Origin of the sequence: Mycobacterium xenopi, from assembly GCF_009936235.1 — a bacterium.
GTDB classification, from domain to species: Bacteria; Actinomycetota; Actinomycetes; order Mycobacteriales; family Mycobacteriaceae; genus Mycobacterium; species Mycobacterium xenopi.
The window spans coordinates 1973219-1987949 of the sequence record NZ_AP022314.1 but is presented as its reverse complement, the minus strand read 5'-3'; the positions used below and the strand labels follow the sequence as shown (position 1 = coordinate 1987949).

17 protein-coding genes, 1 tRNA gene and 1 pseudogene are annotated in these 14731 nt (G+C 67.5%); 7 read left to right on the top strand and 12 right to left on the bottom strand.

What is annotated here, in order from left to right:
- Window positions 1–9: 9 nt before the first annotated feature.
- The 4 genes from MYXE_RS09275 to MYXE_RS09260 all read right to left on the bottom strand — a co-directional run bounded on the left by MYXE_RS09275 (window position 10) and on the right by MYXE_RS09260 (window position 1705).
- Window positions 10–351, bottom strand: coding sequence for a hypothetical protein (locus tag MYXE_RS09275; RefSeq protein WP_085193455.1), 342 nt, complete (start codon window positions 349–351; stop codon window positions 10–12).
- A 130-nt stretch (window positions 352–481) separates the two neighbouring features.
- Window positions 482–646: a hypothetical protein gene (locus MYXE_RS09270; RefSeq protein ID WP_161552066.1), complete on the bottom strand. Its 165-nt coding sequence runs from the start codon at window positions 644–646 to the stop codon at window positions 482–484.
- 82 nt (window positions 647–728) lie between these two features.
- Entirely contained in the window at window positions 729–1496 is a 768-nt protein-coding gene (locus MYXE_RS09265; RefSeq protein ID WP_085193459.1) for a BRO family protein, read from the bottom strand.
- Window positions 1493–1705: an excisionase family DNA-binding protein gene (locus MYXE_RS09260; RefSeq protein ID WP_071700212.1), complete on the bottom strand. Its 213-nt coding sequence runs from the start codon at window positions 1703–1705 to the stop codon at window positions 1493–1495. Before MYXE_RS09260 ends, MYXE_RS09265 begins: the two co-directional genes overlap by 4 nt.
- Window positions 1706–1781: 76 nt before the next feature.
- Between MYXE_RS09260 and MYXE_RS25250 the strand changes: the two genes are divergently transcribed.
- Window positions 1782–2108, top strand: a complete 327-nt coding sequence (locus tag MYXE_RS25250) for a helix-turn-helix domain-containing protein (RefSeq protein WP_161552163.1) — start codon at window positions 1782–1784, stop codon at window positions 2106–2108.
- Here MYXE_RS25250 and MYXE_RS09250 read toward each other — a convergent pair.
- Window positions 2069–2143, bottom strand: a tRNA-Asn gene (locus MYXE_RS09250). The two genes, MYXE_RS25250 and MYXE_RS09250, sit on opposite strands and share 40 nt — an antisense overlap.
- A gap of 126 nt (window positions 2144–2269) precedes the next feature.
- On the opposite strand from MYXE_RS09250, the gene MYXE_RS09245 reads away from it, so the two are divergent.
- Window positions 2270–2518: a hypothetical protein gene (locus MYXE_RS09245; RefSeq protein WP_039890788.1), complete on the top strand. Its 249-nt coding sequence runs from the start codon at window positions 2270–2272 to the stop codon at window positions 2516–2518.
- Here MYXE_RS09245 and dnaG read toward each other — a convergent pair.
- Complete coding sequence (gene dnaG / locus MYXE_RS09240; RefSeq protein ID WP_003921931.1) at window positions 2515–4410, bottom strand: DNA primase; 1896 nt, start codon at window positions 4408–4410, stop codon at window positions 2515–2517. The genes MYXE_RS09245 and dnaG overlap by 4 nt on opposite strands.
- Window positions 4411–4469: 59 nt before the next feature.
- Here dnaG and sodC point away from each other — a divergent pair, with 59 nt between their 5' ends.
- Window positions 4470–5060 (top strand): superoxide dismutase[Cu-Zn], encoded by a 591-nt coding sequence (sodC, locus tag MYXE_RS09235; protein WP_085193461.1) that lies wholly within the window; start codon window positions 4470–4472, stop codon window positions 5058–5060.
- Between the two features lie 37 nt (window positions 5061–5097).
- On the opposite strand, the pseudogene MYXE_RS09230 reads toward sodC, so the two are convergent.
- Window positions 5098–6344: pseudogene (locus MYXE_RS09230) on the bottom strand (deoxyguanosinetriphosphate triphosphohydrolase).
- Between the two features lie 52 nt (window positions 6345–6396).
- Here MYXE_RS09230 and MYXE_RS09225 point away from each other — a divergent pair.
- Complete coding sequence (locus MYXE_RS09225) at window positions 6397–8415, top strand: TPM domain-containing protein (RefSeq protein ID WP_085193463.1); 2019 nt, start codon at window positions 6397–6399, stop codon at window positions 8413–8415.
- Between the two features lie 13 nt (window positions 8416–8428).
- On the opposite strand, the gene MYXE_RS09220 is transcribed toward MYXE_RS09225, so the two are convergent.
- On the bottom strand, window positions 8429–9868 hold the full coding sequence (locus MYXE_RS09220; protein WP_085193465.1) for a glycine--tRNA ligase: 1440 nt from the start codon (window positions 9866–9868) through the stop codon (window positions 8429–8431).
- Window positions 9869–10024: 156 nt separating this feature from the next.
- Between MYXE_RS09220 and MYXE_RS09215 the strand changes: the two genes are divergently transcribed.
- Both MYXE_RS09215 and MYXE_RS09210 read left to right on the top strand, forming a co-directional pair.
- On the top strand, window positions 10025–10378 hold the full coding sequence (locus MYXE_RS09215) for an ArsR/SmtB family transcription factor (protein ID WP_050947758.1): 354 nt from the start codon (window positions 10025–10027) through the stop codon (window positions 10376–10378).
- Window positions 10375–10764, top strand: coding sequence for a Fur family transcriptional regulator (locus MYXE_RS09210; protein ID WP_003921924.1), 390 nt, complete (start codon window positions 10375–10377; stop codon window positions 10762–10764). The genes MYXE_RS09215 and MYXE_RS09210 overlap by 4 nt, the downstream gene beginning before the upstream one ends.
- Here the strand turns inward: MYXE_RS09210 and MYXE_RS09205 are convergent.
- The 3 genes from MYXE_RS09205 to recO are packed head-to-tail and all read right to left on the bottom strand — an operon-like array spanning window position 10761 to window position 12875.
- Complete coding sequence (locus tag MYXE_RS09205; RefSeq protein ID WP_003921923.1) at window positions 10761–11177, bottom strand: hypothetical protein; 417 nt, start codon at window positions 11175–11177, stop codon at window positions 10761–10763. The genes MYXE_RS09210 and MYXE_RS09205 overlap by 4 nt on opposite strands.
- The gene (locus tag MYXE_RS09200; RefSeq protein WP_003921922.1) at window positions 11177–12082 is read right to left on the bottom strand and encodes a decaprenyl diphosphate synthase; all 906 of its coding nucleotides are present in this window, start codon (window positions 12080–12082) and stop codon (window positions 11177–11179) included. The genes MYXE_RS09205 and MYXE_RS09200 overlap by 1 nt, the downstream gene beginning before the upstream one ends.
- Entirely contained in the window at window positions 12042–12875 is an 834-nt protein-coding gene (gene recO / locus MYXE_RS09195) for a DNA repair protein RecO (RefSeq protein ID WP_161552065.1), read from the bottom strand. Before recO ends, MYXE_RS09200 begins: the two co-directional genes overlap by 41 nt.
- A gap of 73 nt (window positions 12876–12948) precedes the next feature.
- On the opposite strand from recO, the gene MYXE_RS09190 reads away from it, so the two are divergent.
- On the top strand, window positions 12949–14412 hold the full coding sequence (locus MYXE_RS09190) for an amidase (protein ID WP_003921920.1): 1464 nt from the start codon (window positions 12949–12951) through the stop codon (window positions 14410–14412).
- A 5-nt stretch (window positions 14413–14417) separates the two neighbouring features.
- On the opposite strand, the gene MYXE_RS09185 is transcribed toward MYXE_RS09190, so the two are convergent.
- Window positions 14418–14714, bottom strand: a complete 297-nt coding sequence (locus MYXE_RS09185; protein ID WP_003921919.1) for a DUF732 domain-containing protein — start codon at window positions 14712–14714, stop codon at window positions 14418–14420.
- Window positions 14715–14731: the final 17 nt, after the last annotated feature.

Genomic DNA, 14731 nt, shown 5'->3' with positions numbered 1-14731 from the left:
GGCCCGCGCTCAGTAGTGCGGGTCGGTTGCGTTTCGGCTCGCGGCACGAAGATGGTCGGAGAGCGCCCGGCAGTAATACGGCGCTTCACAGTCGGGGTGCCGCGACCATTCGTCCAGCTGGATCGCCGCGGCACGCAACACCTTCGGATTGCCGAAGCGCGGCGGTGACGACGGTTGCCGTGGTTGGTGGTCCCCCGCCGCGGCGAGGGACACGTCAGCCGCGGCAGGGGAAGACGCGCGCCGCAACCCGAGCGCGACACCCTCGGCAACAGCCTGGGCGAAACGGATCGGGTAGCAGCCGTATTCGGTGAGCAAGTCGCACGGCAACCGCAACCAGTCGTTGAACCTCACGCCGCCTCCTTTGCGCGTTCGGCTGTGATCCGCGCTCCCCGTTTGCAGCGTTTGCACTTGCCGTGCCGCGCCAGCCGGCATTTGTCACCACCGCATCGCCGCCACTGCGAGATCAGCGAGTCGAGGACATTCACCGCGCCACCTGCCCCCTCAGTTGCTTTGACGCGTGTTTGCGCTGCTGTTTGCGCGCGAACACCTGAAACTCGGCGGTGTCGGCAAACCCGAACACTGCGGCCAGGATTCGGCACTCAGCCGCGTTGAGCGCCAGCGAATCAACATCCACCGCCGGTTTCATGCCGACCTGCGCAGCCACTCGAAACCAACAAGGCAAGCCACCGCGCTCACCGCCGCCAGCGCGGCAGTTAGCAGATCGGCGATCACTGGACCACCCCGACTCGGCTGGTGTAGTCAGACAGCAGCCGCTGCAACCCCTTCGGCGTCACTCGGGGTTGCGGAGGGTCGAGCACGAGCACGCCGGTTTTCGGGTGGTAGTGCGACTGCGGGAGCACAGACATATATCCGGCGTCGATGGCGGATTGCATGACGCGGTAGCGGCCGTCGCCGACAGCGCGTCTGATCCAGCCGCGGCGGTCCAGCTCGGCGAACAGGCGCCGCTCCCCGAGCTTGATGCCGGCCCGCGTCAACGACTGGGCGGCGTCACGCACCGATAAGTCGCCTTCGGCGTCGAGCAGCTTGTCAGCAACCTCGGCCTTGGGCTCGAGTTCGGCTATGCGCTTGTCGGCCGCGGCGAGCATCTTCTGCGCCTCGATCACCGCATGGGCCAGCAGCTCGGGGCCTTCGAGTGCAGGTGCAGGTGATGTCGAGTAGGAGCCGGTGCGGCGGATAGCGGGTAGCACCTCGCTGGTGATCCACCGCCGGAACGCGACCGCCTCGGGCTTGTCGGAGCGGATCACGACCTCGTACATGCCCGGCTCATTGACGACGGTCGTCTGCTGCGTCCGGCCGAGACTGTCGGAGATGGGGTGCGTCTGGCGCACCTCATCGTCAAGCCGCGACGCAAGGCGGCTGACATCGACAATCTCTAGGACACGCGCGAGGTCGGCGAGGACGAACCACGGCTCGCCGTCGACGAGCACGACGCGGACCTGGTGGTCGGCGTACGCGAAAAGCTCCACCGCGCTCATGCGCTGATCCCGACTATCTCGAGGGCTGCGTCGATATCCCGCTGGTAAATGCGGTAGCTACGGCCACCAGGGAGCCGAATCGCACGCAGTTTGCCGGCTTTGATCCAACGCTGAACAGTTCGTGAGCTGGTGTTCAACTGCGCTGCGACTTGCGCCACTGTGAGGGTGGGATTCGTTGCTTTGTCATCATGAATATGGCAATCGGCCATGCGCTAAAAGGTATGGCCGATTGCCATAAGATGTCAATCACGACACACCAATTGTCGCTAACGTCGCTTATGGCGTATGGTGGCGACTATGACAGGTGCAACAAATCAGGCCGCCGACCATATGAGACAGTGCAACGAGCTCATTGGAGAGCGCGTTCATGCGCTGATGTGGCGTAGTCGGCGCACCCAAAAGCAGCTCGGCGCAATCCTCGGCGTGGACCAAGGCTCAATCTCGAATCGCTTGCGCGGCAAGACCAACTGGACTGCTGTGGAAATTGCCGTGGTAGCCCGATGGCTAGGCGTGCCGGTCGCCGATCTAATACCGGAGGTTGACGTTGACGACCCTAGCGGACCCCAGCCGGTCGCTCCCCGGAAGGACTCGAACCTTCAACCCTTCGGTTAACAGCCGAACGCTCTGCCAGTTGAGCTACAGGGGACTGCCCGATCCGCGCGGATCGGGGGATGACTCTAACTTACTGAGCCACTGTCGCCCAACCAGACGGATCGGGCCCGCCCCGATAGGGCAGGATGGAATGCAATCGCACCGTCGTCGGGAGGACCGCTTTGATCCGGTATGCCGTCGTGCTGGGACTGGGCTACGTGCTGGGCGCAAAGGCCGGTCGGCGCCGCTACGAGCAGATCGTCGGCACCTACCGCGCCATCACCGGCAGCCCCGCGGTCAAGTCGATGATCGAAGCGGGGCGGCGCAAGATCGCCAACCGGGTCTCCCCCGACGCCGGGATGGTGACGCTGACCGAGATAGACGACACCACCAGCGTCGTCGAGCCGCAGCAGCGCGGTAGCGCGACCTAAGCGCTCAAGTCGTCGCCACTGGCCTGCTCGAGCAGGCTGCGCCGGTAGGCCTCCATCGCCACCAGGTCTCCGAACAGGGCGTGGTATTCGTCGCCTTGCTCGACCGGCGACATGCGCTGCAGTTTCGACTTGACTTCGGCGATTTGCCGACCGATCCACACCTCCTGCAAGCGGGCGAGCACCCCGCCGATATAGCGCGGCAGCTTGTCGTCGTCGTCGACACGGATCGCCTCCACGCCCAGTTCGCTGACCAGCCCGGCCACCACGGCCGATGTGGCGTGCCGGCGAACCGCATCGATCCACTCGGCACCCGTGACGCCGCAGCCGGTGCCGCCTGCGGCGTCGATGGCCGCGCGGACGGCCGCGTAGCCGGCGTGGGTGAAGCTCTCCACCGGCAGCGCATCGAACACCGGGCCGGCCAGCGCCGGATATTGCAGCGCCGACTTGAGCGCCTCACGCTGCGGCCACAACGTCGGATCCCGCGGATCGGGACGAAGGGCGGCCTGCTCAGCCACGCCGGTCTCGGTCGGCGCCGAAGCCGGACGGCGCGGTCGGCGGCGCTGCTTCGCCTCATCACGCACCCGGCCGACGACCTGGGCGACGTCGTCCCAACCGACCCAGCCGGCGAGTTGGCGCGCGTACTCGTCGCGCAGTGTGGGGTCCTTGATCTGGGCGACCATCGGCACACAACGGCGCAACGCACCCACGCGGCCCTCAGCACTGTCCAGGTCGAATTCGGCCAGTGCTGAGCGAATCGCGAACTCGAACAACGGGGTTCGCCGCGCCACCAAATCTCGCAGCGCGCCGTCACCGTGCGCCAACCGAAGGTCGCAGGGGTCCATGCCGTCGCCGGCCACCGCGATAAACGACTGGCCCGCCAGGTGTTGCTCGCCCGCAAACGCCTTCAGCGCCGCCGCCCGGCCCGCCTCGTCGCCGTCGAACACGTAGATAAGTTCGCCTCGAAAGAAGTTGTCGTCCATCATCAATCGGCGAAGCATCGCCATGTGCTCGTCACCGAACGCGGTGCCGCATGACGCGACCGCGGTGGTGACTCCGGCCAGATGCATCGCCATCACATCGGTGTAGCCCTCGACCACGACAGCCTGATGGCACTTGGCGATATCGCGCTTGGCCAGGTCGATCCCGAACAACGCCGACGACTTTTTGTACAGCAAAGTCTCCGGGGTGTTGACGTATTTGGCTTCCATCGGGTCGTCGTCGAACAACCTGCGGGCGCCAAACCCGATCACCTCGCCCGCCGTGCTGCGGATCGGCCACAGCAATCGCCGGTGGAACCGGTCGATGGGGCCGCGACGCCCTTGCCGCGACAGTCCCGCGGCTTCCAGCTCCTTGAAGTCAAAGCCCTTGCGCAGCAAGTGCTTTGTCAGCGAGTCCCACCCCGCGGGCGCGAACCCACACCCGAAGCGGTGGGCGGCGTCGCCGTCGAAGTTGCGCTCCTCCAGGTACTGGCGGGCCGGGGCGGCCTCCTCGGACTCCAGGGCCTCGGCGTAGAACGCTGCAGCCGCGGCGTTGGCGGCGACGAGTCGGCTGCGGGTGCCGCGATCGCGCTGGACGCGGGTCGCCGCGCCGGTGTAGGTGATCGTGTAGCCGATCCGGTCGGCCAGCAGTTCGACGGCCTCGACAAAGCTGACGTGCTCGATTTTCTGGACGAATGCATAGACGTCGCCGCCCTCCCCGCAGCCGAAGCAGTGGAAATGCCCGTGATTGGGCCGCACATGAAACGACGGCGACTTTTCGTCGTGGAACGGGCACAGGCCCTTCAGCGAGTCGGCGCCGGCACGTCGCAGCTGGACGTAGTCGCCGACGACCTCGTCGATGCGGACACGGTCGCGAATGGCGGCGATATCGCGATCGGAGATACGCCCGGCCATCGGCTTAGTGTAGAGCGGCCGCGCGCCATGATCGCGGCCCTGCCGACTACGGTCGATCCATGACCAAGACCACCACCTTGCTGACCGTGCCCGTCGCCTCGCTGGTTGCATGCAGCCCCAACCAGCACCCCAGCAGTGAACCCGGCACCACTCCGCCCGTGCACACCGCGTCGGCGGCGACTTCGCCCACCAGCGCGGCACCCGGCACCGAAACGCTTACCGCGCAAATGAAAACGGCCGACGGCCGGCCCGTCGCCACCGCGAGCTTCGATTTCGCCAACGGGTACGCCACCGTCACCGTGAAAACGGTCGCCACGGAAATCCTGACGCCGGGTTTCCACATGATGCACATCCACTCGGTGGGCAAGTGCGAGCCCAACTCCGTGGCACCGGGAGGGGGGCCGGCCGGCGATTTCTTTTCCGCCGGCGAGCACTATCAGGCGCCCGGGCATACCGGGGAACCGGCCAGCGGGGATCTGCCTGCGCTACAGGTGCGCAAGGACGGCGCGGCGCTGCTGGTGACCACCAGCGACGCGTTTACCAAAGACGACCTGTTGGCGGGCAACAAGACCGCGCTCGTGCTGCACGGCGCCGAGCACTCCCCGGACGCCGAAAAGCGGATGGCGTGCGGGGTGATCGGCGCCGGATAAGCCTCGCCGGCCCGACGGCGCCGCGGTTCAGCGACGGCTACGGCGCCTCGATGCGCTCCAATCGTCCTTCGGTGTAGGACGCGATCTGGTCGACGATGACCCGCAGCCGGGCGCGGTCGTCGGCGGCGGTGTTGAACGCCGGGACGAAGATCGGGTCCAGGGTCCGCGGCGCGCCGCCAACAGCCACTGCGCCACCCGGTGGATGCGTTCGCGCTGGCGGGCCTGCCTGTCCAGGTGCCGCGGATCGGACATGATGAACTGCAGCGCCAGCGTTTTCAACACCGCCACTTCGGCGCGCACCAGGTCGGGCACGTGCAGGTCGGCCGCATACCGCGCGAGCGGCCCGGGTCCGGCGGCCGCGCGGGTCGCGGCGATCGCCGCGGAGACGAACCGGCCCACCAGCTCGCTGGTCAGCCGCTTGAGCGCAACCGACGCCGCCAGCGTGGCGTCATACTTACCGACCGCAGCAACGACCGGCAGCCCGGACAGCCGCTGCGCAGCGGCCACCAAGTCGTCGGCGCTTAGCCGCGGATACGCGGTCTCACCCAACTCGGCCAGCGCAGCCGCGGCGTCGTCGTCGGCGAGCACACGAAGGTCGATGCGGCCGGAGATGACGCCGTCTTCGACGTCGTGCACCGAATATGCGACGTCGTCGGCCCAGTCCATCACCTGGGCTTCCAGGCAGGCCCGCTCGGCCGGTGCACCGTCGCGCACCCAGGCCGCGGGGTCGCGGTCGTCGTCGTAAAAACCGAACTTGCCGCGGCTTTGGGTGCGCGTCCACGGATATTTGGTGACCGCGTCCAACGCGGCCCGAGTCAGGTTCAGCCCAGCGCTACGGCCTTGAGTGTCAAGAACTTTGGGCTCCAAGCTGGTGAGGATCCGGAAGTTTTGCGCATTGCCCTCGAAGCCCCCGCAGTCGGCCGCGACCTCGTCGAGCGCCTGCTCGCCGTTGTGGCCGTAGGGCGGATGGCCGATGTCGTGGGCCAACCCGGCCAGGTCGACGAGGTCGGCATCACATCCCAGTCCGATCGCCATCCCGCGGCCGATCTGCGCCACTTCCAGCGAATGGGTCAGCCGAGTGCGCGGGGTGTCGCTTTCCCGCGGCCCGACGACCTGGGTCTTGTCGGCCAGCCGGCGCAGCGCGGCACTGTGCAATACCCGGGCCCGGTCGCGGGCGAAGTCGCTACGGTGCTGGTCTTGCGTGCCCAGCAGCCCCGCGGTCTTCGGCGCCTCGGCCACCCGCCGCTGGCGGTCGAAATCGTCGTAGGGATCCCGCTGATTCATCGAACGACAGTCTGCCAGGGCCGACCGCCGTCGCCCGGCTACATTGGCGAGCATGCGCATCGCTCGCCTGTTCGCCGTGATTCTGGTGACGTTGGCTGGCGCGCTACTGCTCGGCCCGGCAGCCGCCGCGCAACCGCCATTCCGGTTGTCCGACTACGTCACCGACGACGCCGGCGCACTGACCGGCGCGGACCGTAGCGCCGTCGAGGCCGCGGTGGACAAGCTCTACTCCGATCGCCACATCCGGCTGTGGGTGGTCTACGTCGACACCTTCTCCGGGCAGGCCGCGGTGAGCTGGGCGCAGAGCACCCGTCGCGCCAGCGACCTCGGCGACTACGACGCGTTGCTGGCCGTGGCCACCGCCGACCGCGCGTATGCCTTCCTCGTGCCGCCGACGGTGAAGAACTTGGACTCGAGCCGAATCGACGACCTGCGGCGCACCCAGATCGAACCCGCGCTGCATCGCGGCGACTGGAGCGGCGCTGCGGTGGCCGCGGCCACCGGGCTCGACCAAACATCCGGGTGGTCGCCATGGGCGCCGCTGGTGATCGCGTTGGGCGTCATCGCGGTCGCGATGCTGGCGCTGGTGGTGGTGATGCGCTACCGGCGCCGGCGACGCCGCGCGGCCGCGTTGGCCGCGGCGCGGCGGGCCGACCCAACCGATCCCGATGCGCTTGCCGCGTTGCCGCTGGATGTGCTCGACGATCTGTCGCGGTCGATGGTGGTCGAGGTCGACAACGCGGTGCGCACCAGCGCCAACGAATTGGCCCTGGCCGTCGACGAGTTCGGCCAGGAGCGCACTGAACCGTTCACTCGTGCGGTGAACAACGCCAAAGCCGCACTGACCCAAGCGTTCAACGTCCGCCAGCAACTCGACGACGCGATACCCGAGACGCCCGCGCAGCGGCGCGAGCTGCTGACCAATGTGATCGTGTCGGCGGCGCAGGCTGACCGGGAACTGGAATCGCAGCGACAGGCGTTCGAGCAGTTGCGCGACTTGGTGATCAACGCGCCGGCCCGCCTCGACGGATTGACCCGGCAGGTCGTCGAGCTCACCGCCCGCATCGGCCCAGCAGAACAGCGGCTGGCCGAGTTGCATGGCGAATTCGACGCTGCTGCACTGACTTCGGTGTCAGGCAACGTCGACGCAGCTAAAGAGCGACTGGCCTTCGGCGAGCAAAACATCAGCCGGGCGCGCCAACTGGCGGCGCAGGCGGTCAGTGGACAGCAGAGTGCCCTGGTCGATGCGGTACGAGCTGCGGAATCGGCTCTGGCCCAGGCCCGTTCGCTGCTCGACGCCATCGACAACGCGTCACACGACATCCGTCGCGCCGCCGAACAGCTGCCGTCCGTCATCGCTGACATTCAAACAGGGATCGCCCAGGCCAACGCCTACCTGCAGAAAGCCGACGGCGCGCACACCGCTGAGCTGGCGACGGTGCGTGACGCCGCGGTCAAGGCCGTCGATGCCGCCCGCACCAGCGGCACCACCGATCCCCTGGGCGCGTTCACCCAATTGACCAAGGCCGACGCCGACCTGGACCGGCTGCTGGCCGTCGTCGCCGAGGAGCGGGCCAGCGCCGAGCGCCTCAACCGCGCCTTGGAGCAGGCGTTGTTCACCGCGCAGGCACGGGTGCGCGCCGTCTCCGACTACATCGACACCCGCCGCGGCAGCATCGGCCCGCAAGCGCGTACCCGGCTAGCGGAGGCGAACCGGCAATTGCAGGCAGCACACGACAAACGGTGCACCGATGTCAACGAGGCGATCGCCCACGCCAACGCCGCCGCGACACTGGCGGACCAGGCCCAATCGCTGGCCAACGCCGACGTCGAGTCCGCCCAGCAGGCCTACGCCGGCCGCTACAGCGGCGGCAGCGACTTGGGCGCGATGATGGGTGGGATCATCATCGGCGACCTGCTGGGCGGCGCGATGCGCGGCGGTTTCGGCGGTTTCGGCGGCGGCTGGGGCGGCTGGGGTGGCGGCTGGGACGGCGGTTGGAGCCCCACCTCGTTCGGCGGTTCGTCGGGGCCCTCCGACGACGGGTTCATGGGCGGCGGCGGACGATTCTGAGCTGCCGCGACCGCTAACAGGCCCGCAGCCGCGGCGCCAGGTAGTCGGCGACCGCGTCGATCGCGATGCGGTCCTGCGTCATGGCGTCACGCTCGCGCACGGTGACCGCGTGGTCCTCGAGCGTCTCGAAGTCCACCGTCACGCAAAACGGCGTGCCGATCTCGTCTTGGCGCCGGTAGCGCCGTCCGATCGCGCCGGCGTCATCGAATTCGACGTTCCAGCACTTGCGCAACTCTGCGGCCAGGTCGCGGGCCTTGGGGCTCAGGTCGGCGTGCCGTGACAGCGGCAACACCGCGGCCTTGACGGGCGCCAACCGGGGATCGAGCCGCAGCACCGTGCGTTTGTCCATCCCCCCCTTCGCGTTGGGCGCCAGGTCTTCGCTGTAGGCGTCGATCAAAAACGCCATGAACGACCGGCTCAGACCGCCCGCCGGCTCGATCACGTACGGGATGTAACGCGTGTCGGTGACGTTGTCGTAGTACGACAGGTCGACGCCGGAATGCTTTGAGTGCGTGGCCAAGTCGAAGTCGGTGCGGTTTGCGATACCCTCCAGCTCCCCCCACGGATTGCCGGCGAAGCCGAACTTGTACTCGATGTCGATGGTGCGCGCCGAATAGTGCGACAGCTTGTCTTTCGGGTGTTCCCACAACCGAAGGTTGTCCGGATTGATGCCGAGATCGATGTACCACTGCCGCCGGTTGTCGACCCAGTAGTCGAACCATTCCGGCGCGGTGGACGGTTCGACGAAAAACTCCATCTCCATCTGCTCGAACTCGCGGGTGCGGAAGATGAAGTTGCCGGGCGTGATCTCGTTGCGAAAACTCTTGCCGGTCTGAGCGATTCCGAACGGCGGCTTCTTGCGCGCAGTGGTGACCACGTTGGCGAAGTTGATGAAGATGCCCTGTGCGGTTTCCGGGCGCAGGTAGTGCAGGCCCTCTTCGCTTTCGATCGGCCCGAGATAGGTCTTGAGCATCATGTTGAACTCGCGCGGCTCGGTCCACTGGCCGGGCTCGCCGGTGTCGGGGTCGCGGATGTCGGCCAGGCCGTTCGGCGGCGGATGACCATGCTTGGCCTCGTAGGCCTCGATGAGATGGTCGGCGCGGTAGCGCTTGTGGGTGATCAGCGACTCGACCAACGGGTCGTGGAACACGTCGACATGGCCGGAAGCCACCCACACCTCGCGGGGCAGAATGATCGAGGAATCCAGACCGACGACGTCGTCGCGGCTGGTGACCATCGAGCGCCACCATTGTCGCTTGATGTTCTCCTTGAGCTCCACGCCCAGGGGGCCGTAGTCCCACGCTGACTTGACCCCGCCGTAGATTTCGCCGCACGGATACACCAGACCGCGCCGTTTGGCGAGGTTGACCACGGTGTCGATGACGGACGCCACGGGCTGGTGTACTCCTGTCTCGGGTGGGGAGGAACGCGGACGGTGGTGAGCCGCGAGCACCAGTCATCGTAGCGACCGCCGCGCGCGGCCTTTGACATGCATCAATATGCATGTGACAGTGGAAAGCGAACCGACAACGGTTCCCAACATCGCTGGACTGCTTGAAAGTGATATCCCATGTCCCGCTCGACGTCACCGGTCGCCGACGGCGCCTCCATGCCGGCGCCCGCGCTGGTGGGCGAGCACGAGCGGGAGTTCTCGGCATGCCCCGCCCCGCCGCCGCGGGAAATCCTCGAGGCCACCGGTGAGCTGCTGCGCGCCTTGGCCGCACCGGTGCGCATCGCCATCGTGTTGCAGCTGCGCGAGTCGCAGCGCTGTGTGCACGAACTGGTCGACGCACTCGGCGTACCACAACCGCTGGTGAGCCAGCATCTGAAAATCCTGAAGGCGGCGGGCGTGGTCGCCGGTGAACGGTCGGGCCGCGAAGTCCTCTATCGACTGGTCGACCATCACCTGGCCCACATCGTCATCGACGCGGTCGCGCACGCCGGCGAGGAACGGCGGCTATGAACCCCGGTGTTCGCTCCACCCGGCAGCGGGCCGCGATCGCGACGTTGCTGGAAACCCTCGACGACTTCCGCTCCGCCCAGGAACTGCACGACGAATTGCGCCGCCGCGGCGAAAACATCGGCCTCACCACCGTCTATCGCACGCTGCAGTCCATGGCGGCGGCGGGATTGCTCGACACCCTGCGCAGCGACACCGGTGAATCGGTCTACCGCCGCTGCTCGACCGACCATCATCACCACCTGGTGTGCCGCAACTGCGGCTCCACCGTCGAGGTGGGCGACCGCGTAGTGGAGACCTGGGCCGCCGAAGTCGCTGCTGCACACGGCTTTTCCGATCCAAGCCACACCATCGAGATCTTCGGCACGTGCTCGCAGTGCGCGAATTAACGGGTTAGCGCGCGCCGTATCTCGGCGCCGGTGTCGAGCACCATCAGGATCAGGGTGCGCAACGCGTCGTCGGTCAGGCCCGCGCCGGGGAAGTTGTAGCGCAACATCACATCGGCGGTCTTACCGGAGTTGCGTTTGGCGGACGTGTCACTGACCTTTTCCACCACCGTCAGCGAACCCAACTGGACGCCCTGCGCGTGCTCGGCCACCCTGTCGCGAATCTTCTTGCTCAACGGAAGATCCCACGCCAAAACCTGAGTCAGCGACACCAGGTCGAGATCCTCGACGATGGTCACTACCCGCAACGACGCGAAGGTGCCGTCGTGGCGGATCGTCAGCGCGCCGTCGGGCTCCTCCTCGACGGGCAACACGTCGCGAAGCACCGACGCCAGCCGCTCTTGCAATGAGGGCATCAGGCGCTCCCGAATCGTCGATGGCGAGATGCGTATTCCTCGCAGGCCGCCCACAAGTCGCGGCGATCATAGTCGGGCCACAGCTTGTCGGAGAAGACGTATTCGGCGTAGGCGGCCTGCCACAGCATGAAATTGCTCGACCGCTGCTCCCCCGACGTCCGTAGCAACAAGTCGACATCGGGTATGTCGGGCCGGTGCAGGTGACGGGCAATCGTCGCCTCGGTGATCCGATCCGGATTCAGCTTGCCGGCGGCCGCTTCCCGCGCGATACCCCGCGCAGCTTCGGTGATTTCGGCGCGCCCCCCGTAGTTCACGCAGTAGTTGACAGTGATGACGTCGTTGTCGGCGGTCATCTGCTCGGCGATCTCGAGTTCCTTGATGACGCTGCGCCACAACCGCGGTCGCGACCCCACCCATCGGATCCGCACCCCCATCGTGTTCAAGCTCTCACGGCGGCGCCGCACCACGTCGCGGTTGAAGCCCATCAGAAACCGGACCTCCTCGGCAGACCGCTTCCAGTTCTCGGTCGAGAATGCGAAAAGACTTAGCCACTTGATACCGAGTTCTATTGCACCGCAGGCGATATCGATGACGACGGCCTCGCCCATCTTGTGTCCTTCGACACGCGGCAGGCCACGCCGAGTAGCCCACCGGCCGTTGCCGTCCATCACGATCGCGACATGGGTCGGCAGTTGCGTGGCCGGAATCTGTGGCGGGACCGCCTTCGACGGGTGCTGCGGCGGCCGACGCGGGCCGCCGTCGGGTGAGGGCGGCAGCTCCGGGAAGACCACCGGCCACGTCGACTTGTCCGGAAACGTCGGGTAGTCGGCCGGCGGCGGAGGCAGCTGGGGAAAGGTCGCCTGCTCAGCCGTCCGCGCTGAGCTGTTGGCCCGGTTCCTCGCCATGGGCCACATCCTGCCTGAGCAGCGAGACGCGACGGTCGGTGACCACACGGTCGACCCGGTCGATCCGCTCCACCAGCGGCAATGTTCGCAGTTGTCGTTCCAGGTGCCATTGCAGGTGGGCGGCCACCAACCCGCTGACGTGGCTGCGGTGCGATTGCGGCGCAGCCAGCGCCGCCGCCCAGTCCCCGTCGCGCAGCGCCGACATCAGTTCCAGCACTCCCAACGGAGGAGTGGTGGAACCAGCCGGGCGGCAGTGACCGCAGACACTGCCGCCGCCGGCGGCGACGTGAAACGCCCGATGCGGACCGGGCGTGGCGCAGCGGGCACACTCTTCTAGCGCCGGCGCCCATCCAGCGATGCCCATGGCACGCAGCAGATAGGCGTCCAACACCAGTTCGCGGGGCCGCCGCCCGTCGGCCACCGCCCGCAGCGCCCCCACTGTGAGGCGGTGCAGCGCCGGGGCCGGGGCCCGCTCCTCACCGGCGAGGCGTTCGGCGGTCTCCAGCATCGCGCACGCACAGGTGTAGCGGCCGTAATCGCTGACGATGTCGGTGGCAAACGCGTCGATCGAGACCACCTGGGTGACGATGTCCAGATTGCGGCCGGGGTACAGCTGCACATCGATGTGCGAGAACGGCTCCAGACGCGCCCCGAACTTGCTACGGGTGCGGCGCACCCCCTTGGCCACCGCGCGCACCAGCCCGTGGTCGCGGGTCAGCAGGGTGACGATGCGGTCGGCTTCGCCGAGCTTATGCTGGCGCAGCACCACCGCCCGGTCCCGGTAGAGCCGCATCACACCAGTTTGGCATCGCACCGAGACATCGCTGGGACATGGCCGCTACGGCACGCCGATACCCTGGTCAGCGATGGCAGACACGTCGTTTTTCCGCTTCCCTACCCTGACCGACCAGCTCTACCAGCTGGCCACCCACGAGGTGACGTCGGAAGAGCTGGTGCGTCGTTCGCTGCACGCGATCGACCTCAGCCAGCCCACGTTGAACGCATTTCGGGTGGTGCTCGCCGAGTCGGCGCTGGCCGACGCCGCCGAAGCCGACCGGCGGCGCGCAGCCGGGGAGCAGGCGCCGCTGCTGGGCATTCCCATCGCAGTGAAGGACGACGTCGACATCGCTGGGGTACCGACCGCTTTCGGCACCTCCGGATACGTCCCGCCGGCGGTCGCCGATTCCGAGGTGGTACGCCGGCTCAAGGCAGCGGGCGCGGTCATCGTCGGCAAAACCAACACCTGTGAGCTCGGCCAATGGCCCTTCACCAGCGGACCCGCGTTCGGGCACACCCGCAACCCGTGGTCGCGCAGGCACACGCCCGGCGGATCCTCGGGCGGCAGCGCAGCGGCGGTGGCCGCGGGCCTGGTTGCCGCGGCGATCGGCTCCGACGGGGCGGGCAGCATTCGCATTCCCGCGGCGTGGACGCACCTGGTGGGCATCAAGCCGCAACGCGGCCGGATCTCCACCTGGCCGCTGCCTGAGGCGTTCAACGGGATCACGGTCAACGGTGTGCTGGCCCGCACCGTCGAGGACGCCGCGCTGGTGCTGGACGCCGTGTCGGGCAACGTCGACGGCGACCTGCATAAACCGCCCCCGGTGACAGTGTCTGACTACGTCGGGACCGCGCCGGGCCCGCTGAAGATCGCGGTGTCAACCTTGTTCCCGTTCACGGGTTTTCGGGCCACACTGCATCCCGAGATCAAGGCCGCACTCGACTCGGTCGCCGAACAGCTCAGGCTGCTCGGGCACACCGTGATGACCGGTAACCCCGATTACGGCGTGCGGTTGTCGGTGAATTTCCTGTCGCGGTCCACCGCCGGGCTGCTCGACTGGGCCGAGCGGCTCGGGGACGGCGTGGACTACGACCGTCGCACGCTGTCCAACATGCGGATGGGCCGGCTGCTGTCCGGGGCGGTGCTGCGTCGCGCGCGCGCCCACGAAGCCGCGGATCAGCGCCGAGTCGGCTCGATTTTCCATATCGTCGACGTGGTGCTGGCCCCGACCACCGCCCAGCCGCCGCCGCCGGTACACGCCTTCGACAACCTGGGTGGCCTGGCCACCGACCGGACCATGATCAAGGCATGCCCGGTGACCTGGCCGTGGAATCTGCTGGGATGGCCGTCGATCAACGTCCCGGCCGGATTCACCTCCGCGGGTCTACCCATCGGTGTGCAGCTGATGGGGCCGGCGAACAGCGAGCCGCTGCTGGTGTCGCTGGCCGCCGAGCTGGAGGCCGTCATGGGCTGGGCCGCCAAGCAGCCGGACGCGTGGTGGAACACGGGCACCGACACCCCACCGGTCTCCAGCGGACCCCCGATGCGCTGAACGACTCATGCGCCCGGACACAGCTTTTCGTGTGCAGTGCTGACCACCGCCCGCACCCGCGCCGGATTGGCGCCGGGAAACGACGCCAGGTGTCGCACGGCTTGCTCTTCGCCGCCGGTGCCAATGTCGGCGCAGGCCACCTTGCCGAAGTTGACAAGCCGGCGGGTATTGACGGCCGTCAGGTCGAAGCCTTGACCGGCCAGCGTGTCCAAGTACTCGGCCTCCGGGTCGGCGTGTGCCGGGGCGGCGGCGACAACAGCCGTCGCAGCCAATGCGGCAAGTAGCGCGACCGTCTCGCGCATATTCGTTCAGACTACGC

Coding starts and splice junctions, on each gene's coding strand:
- MYXE_RS09270 (WP_161552066.1), bottom strand. CDS start 646: ATGAAACCGGCGGTGGATGTTGATTCGCTGGCGCTCAACGCGGCTGAG.
- MYXE_RS09265 (WP_085193459.1), bottom strand. CDS start 1,496: ATGAGCGCGGTGGAGCTTTTCGCGTACGCCGACCACCAGGTCCGCGTC.
- MYXE_RS09260 (WP_071700212.1), bottom strand. CDS start 1,705: ATGGCCGATTGCCATATTCATGATGACAAAGCAACGAATCCCACCCTC.
- MYXE_RS25250 (WP_161552163.1), top strand. CDS start 1,782: ATGGTGGCGACTATGACAGGTGCAACAAATCAGGCCGCCGACCATATG.
- dnaG (WP_003921931.1), bottom strand. CDS start 4,410: ATGGCCGGGCGTATCTCCGATCGCGATATCGCCGCCATTCGCGACCGT.
- sodC (WP_085193461.1), top strand. CDS start 4,470: ATGACCAAGACCACCACCTTGCTGACCGTGCCCGTCGCCTCGCTGGTT.
- MYXE_RS09225 (WP_085193463.1), top strand. CDS start 6,397: ATGCGCATCGCTCGCCTGTTCGCCGTGATTCTGGTGACGTTGGCTGGC.
- MYXE_RS09215 (WP_050947758.1), top strand. CDS start 10,025: ATGCCGGCGCCCGCGCTGGTGGGCGAGCACGAGCGGGAGTTCTCGGCA.
- MYXE_RS09210 (WP_003921924.1), top strand. CDS start 10,375: ATGAACCCCGGTGTTCGCTCCACCCGGCAGCGGGCCGCGATCGCGACG.
- MYXE_RS09205 (WP_003921923.1), bottom strand. CDS start 11,177: ATGCCCTCATTGCAAGAGCGGCTGGCGTCGGTGCTTCGCGACGTGTTG.
- MYXE_RS09200 (WP_003921922.1), bottom strand. CDS start 12,082: ATGGCGAGGAACCGGGCCAACAGCTCAGCGCGGACGGCTGAGCAGGCG.
- recO (WP_161552065.1), bottom strand. CDS start 12,875: ATGCGGCTCTACCGGGACCGGGCGGTGGTGCTGCGCCAGCATAAGCTC.
- MYXE_RS09190 (WP_003921920.1), top strand. CDS start 12,949: ATGGCAGACACGTCGTTTTTCCGCTTCCCTACCCTGACCGACCAGCTC.
- MYXE_RS09185 (WP_003921919.1), bottom strand. CDS start 14,714: ATGCGCGAGACGGTCGCGCTACTTGCCGCATTGGCTGCGACGGCTGTT.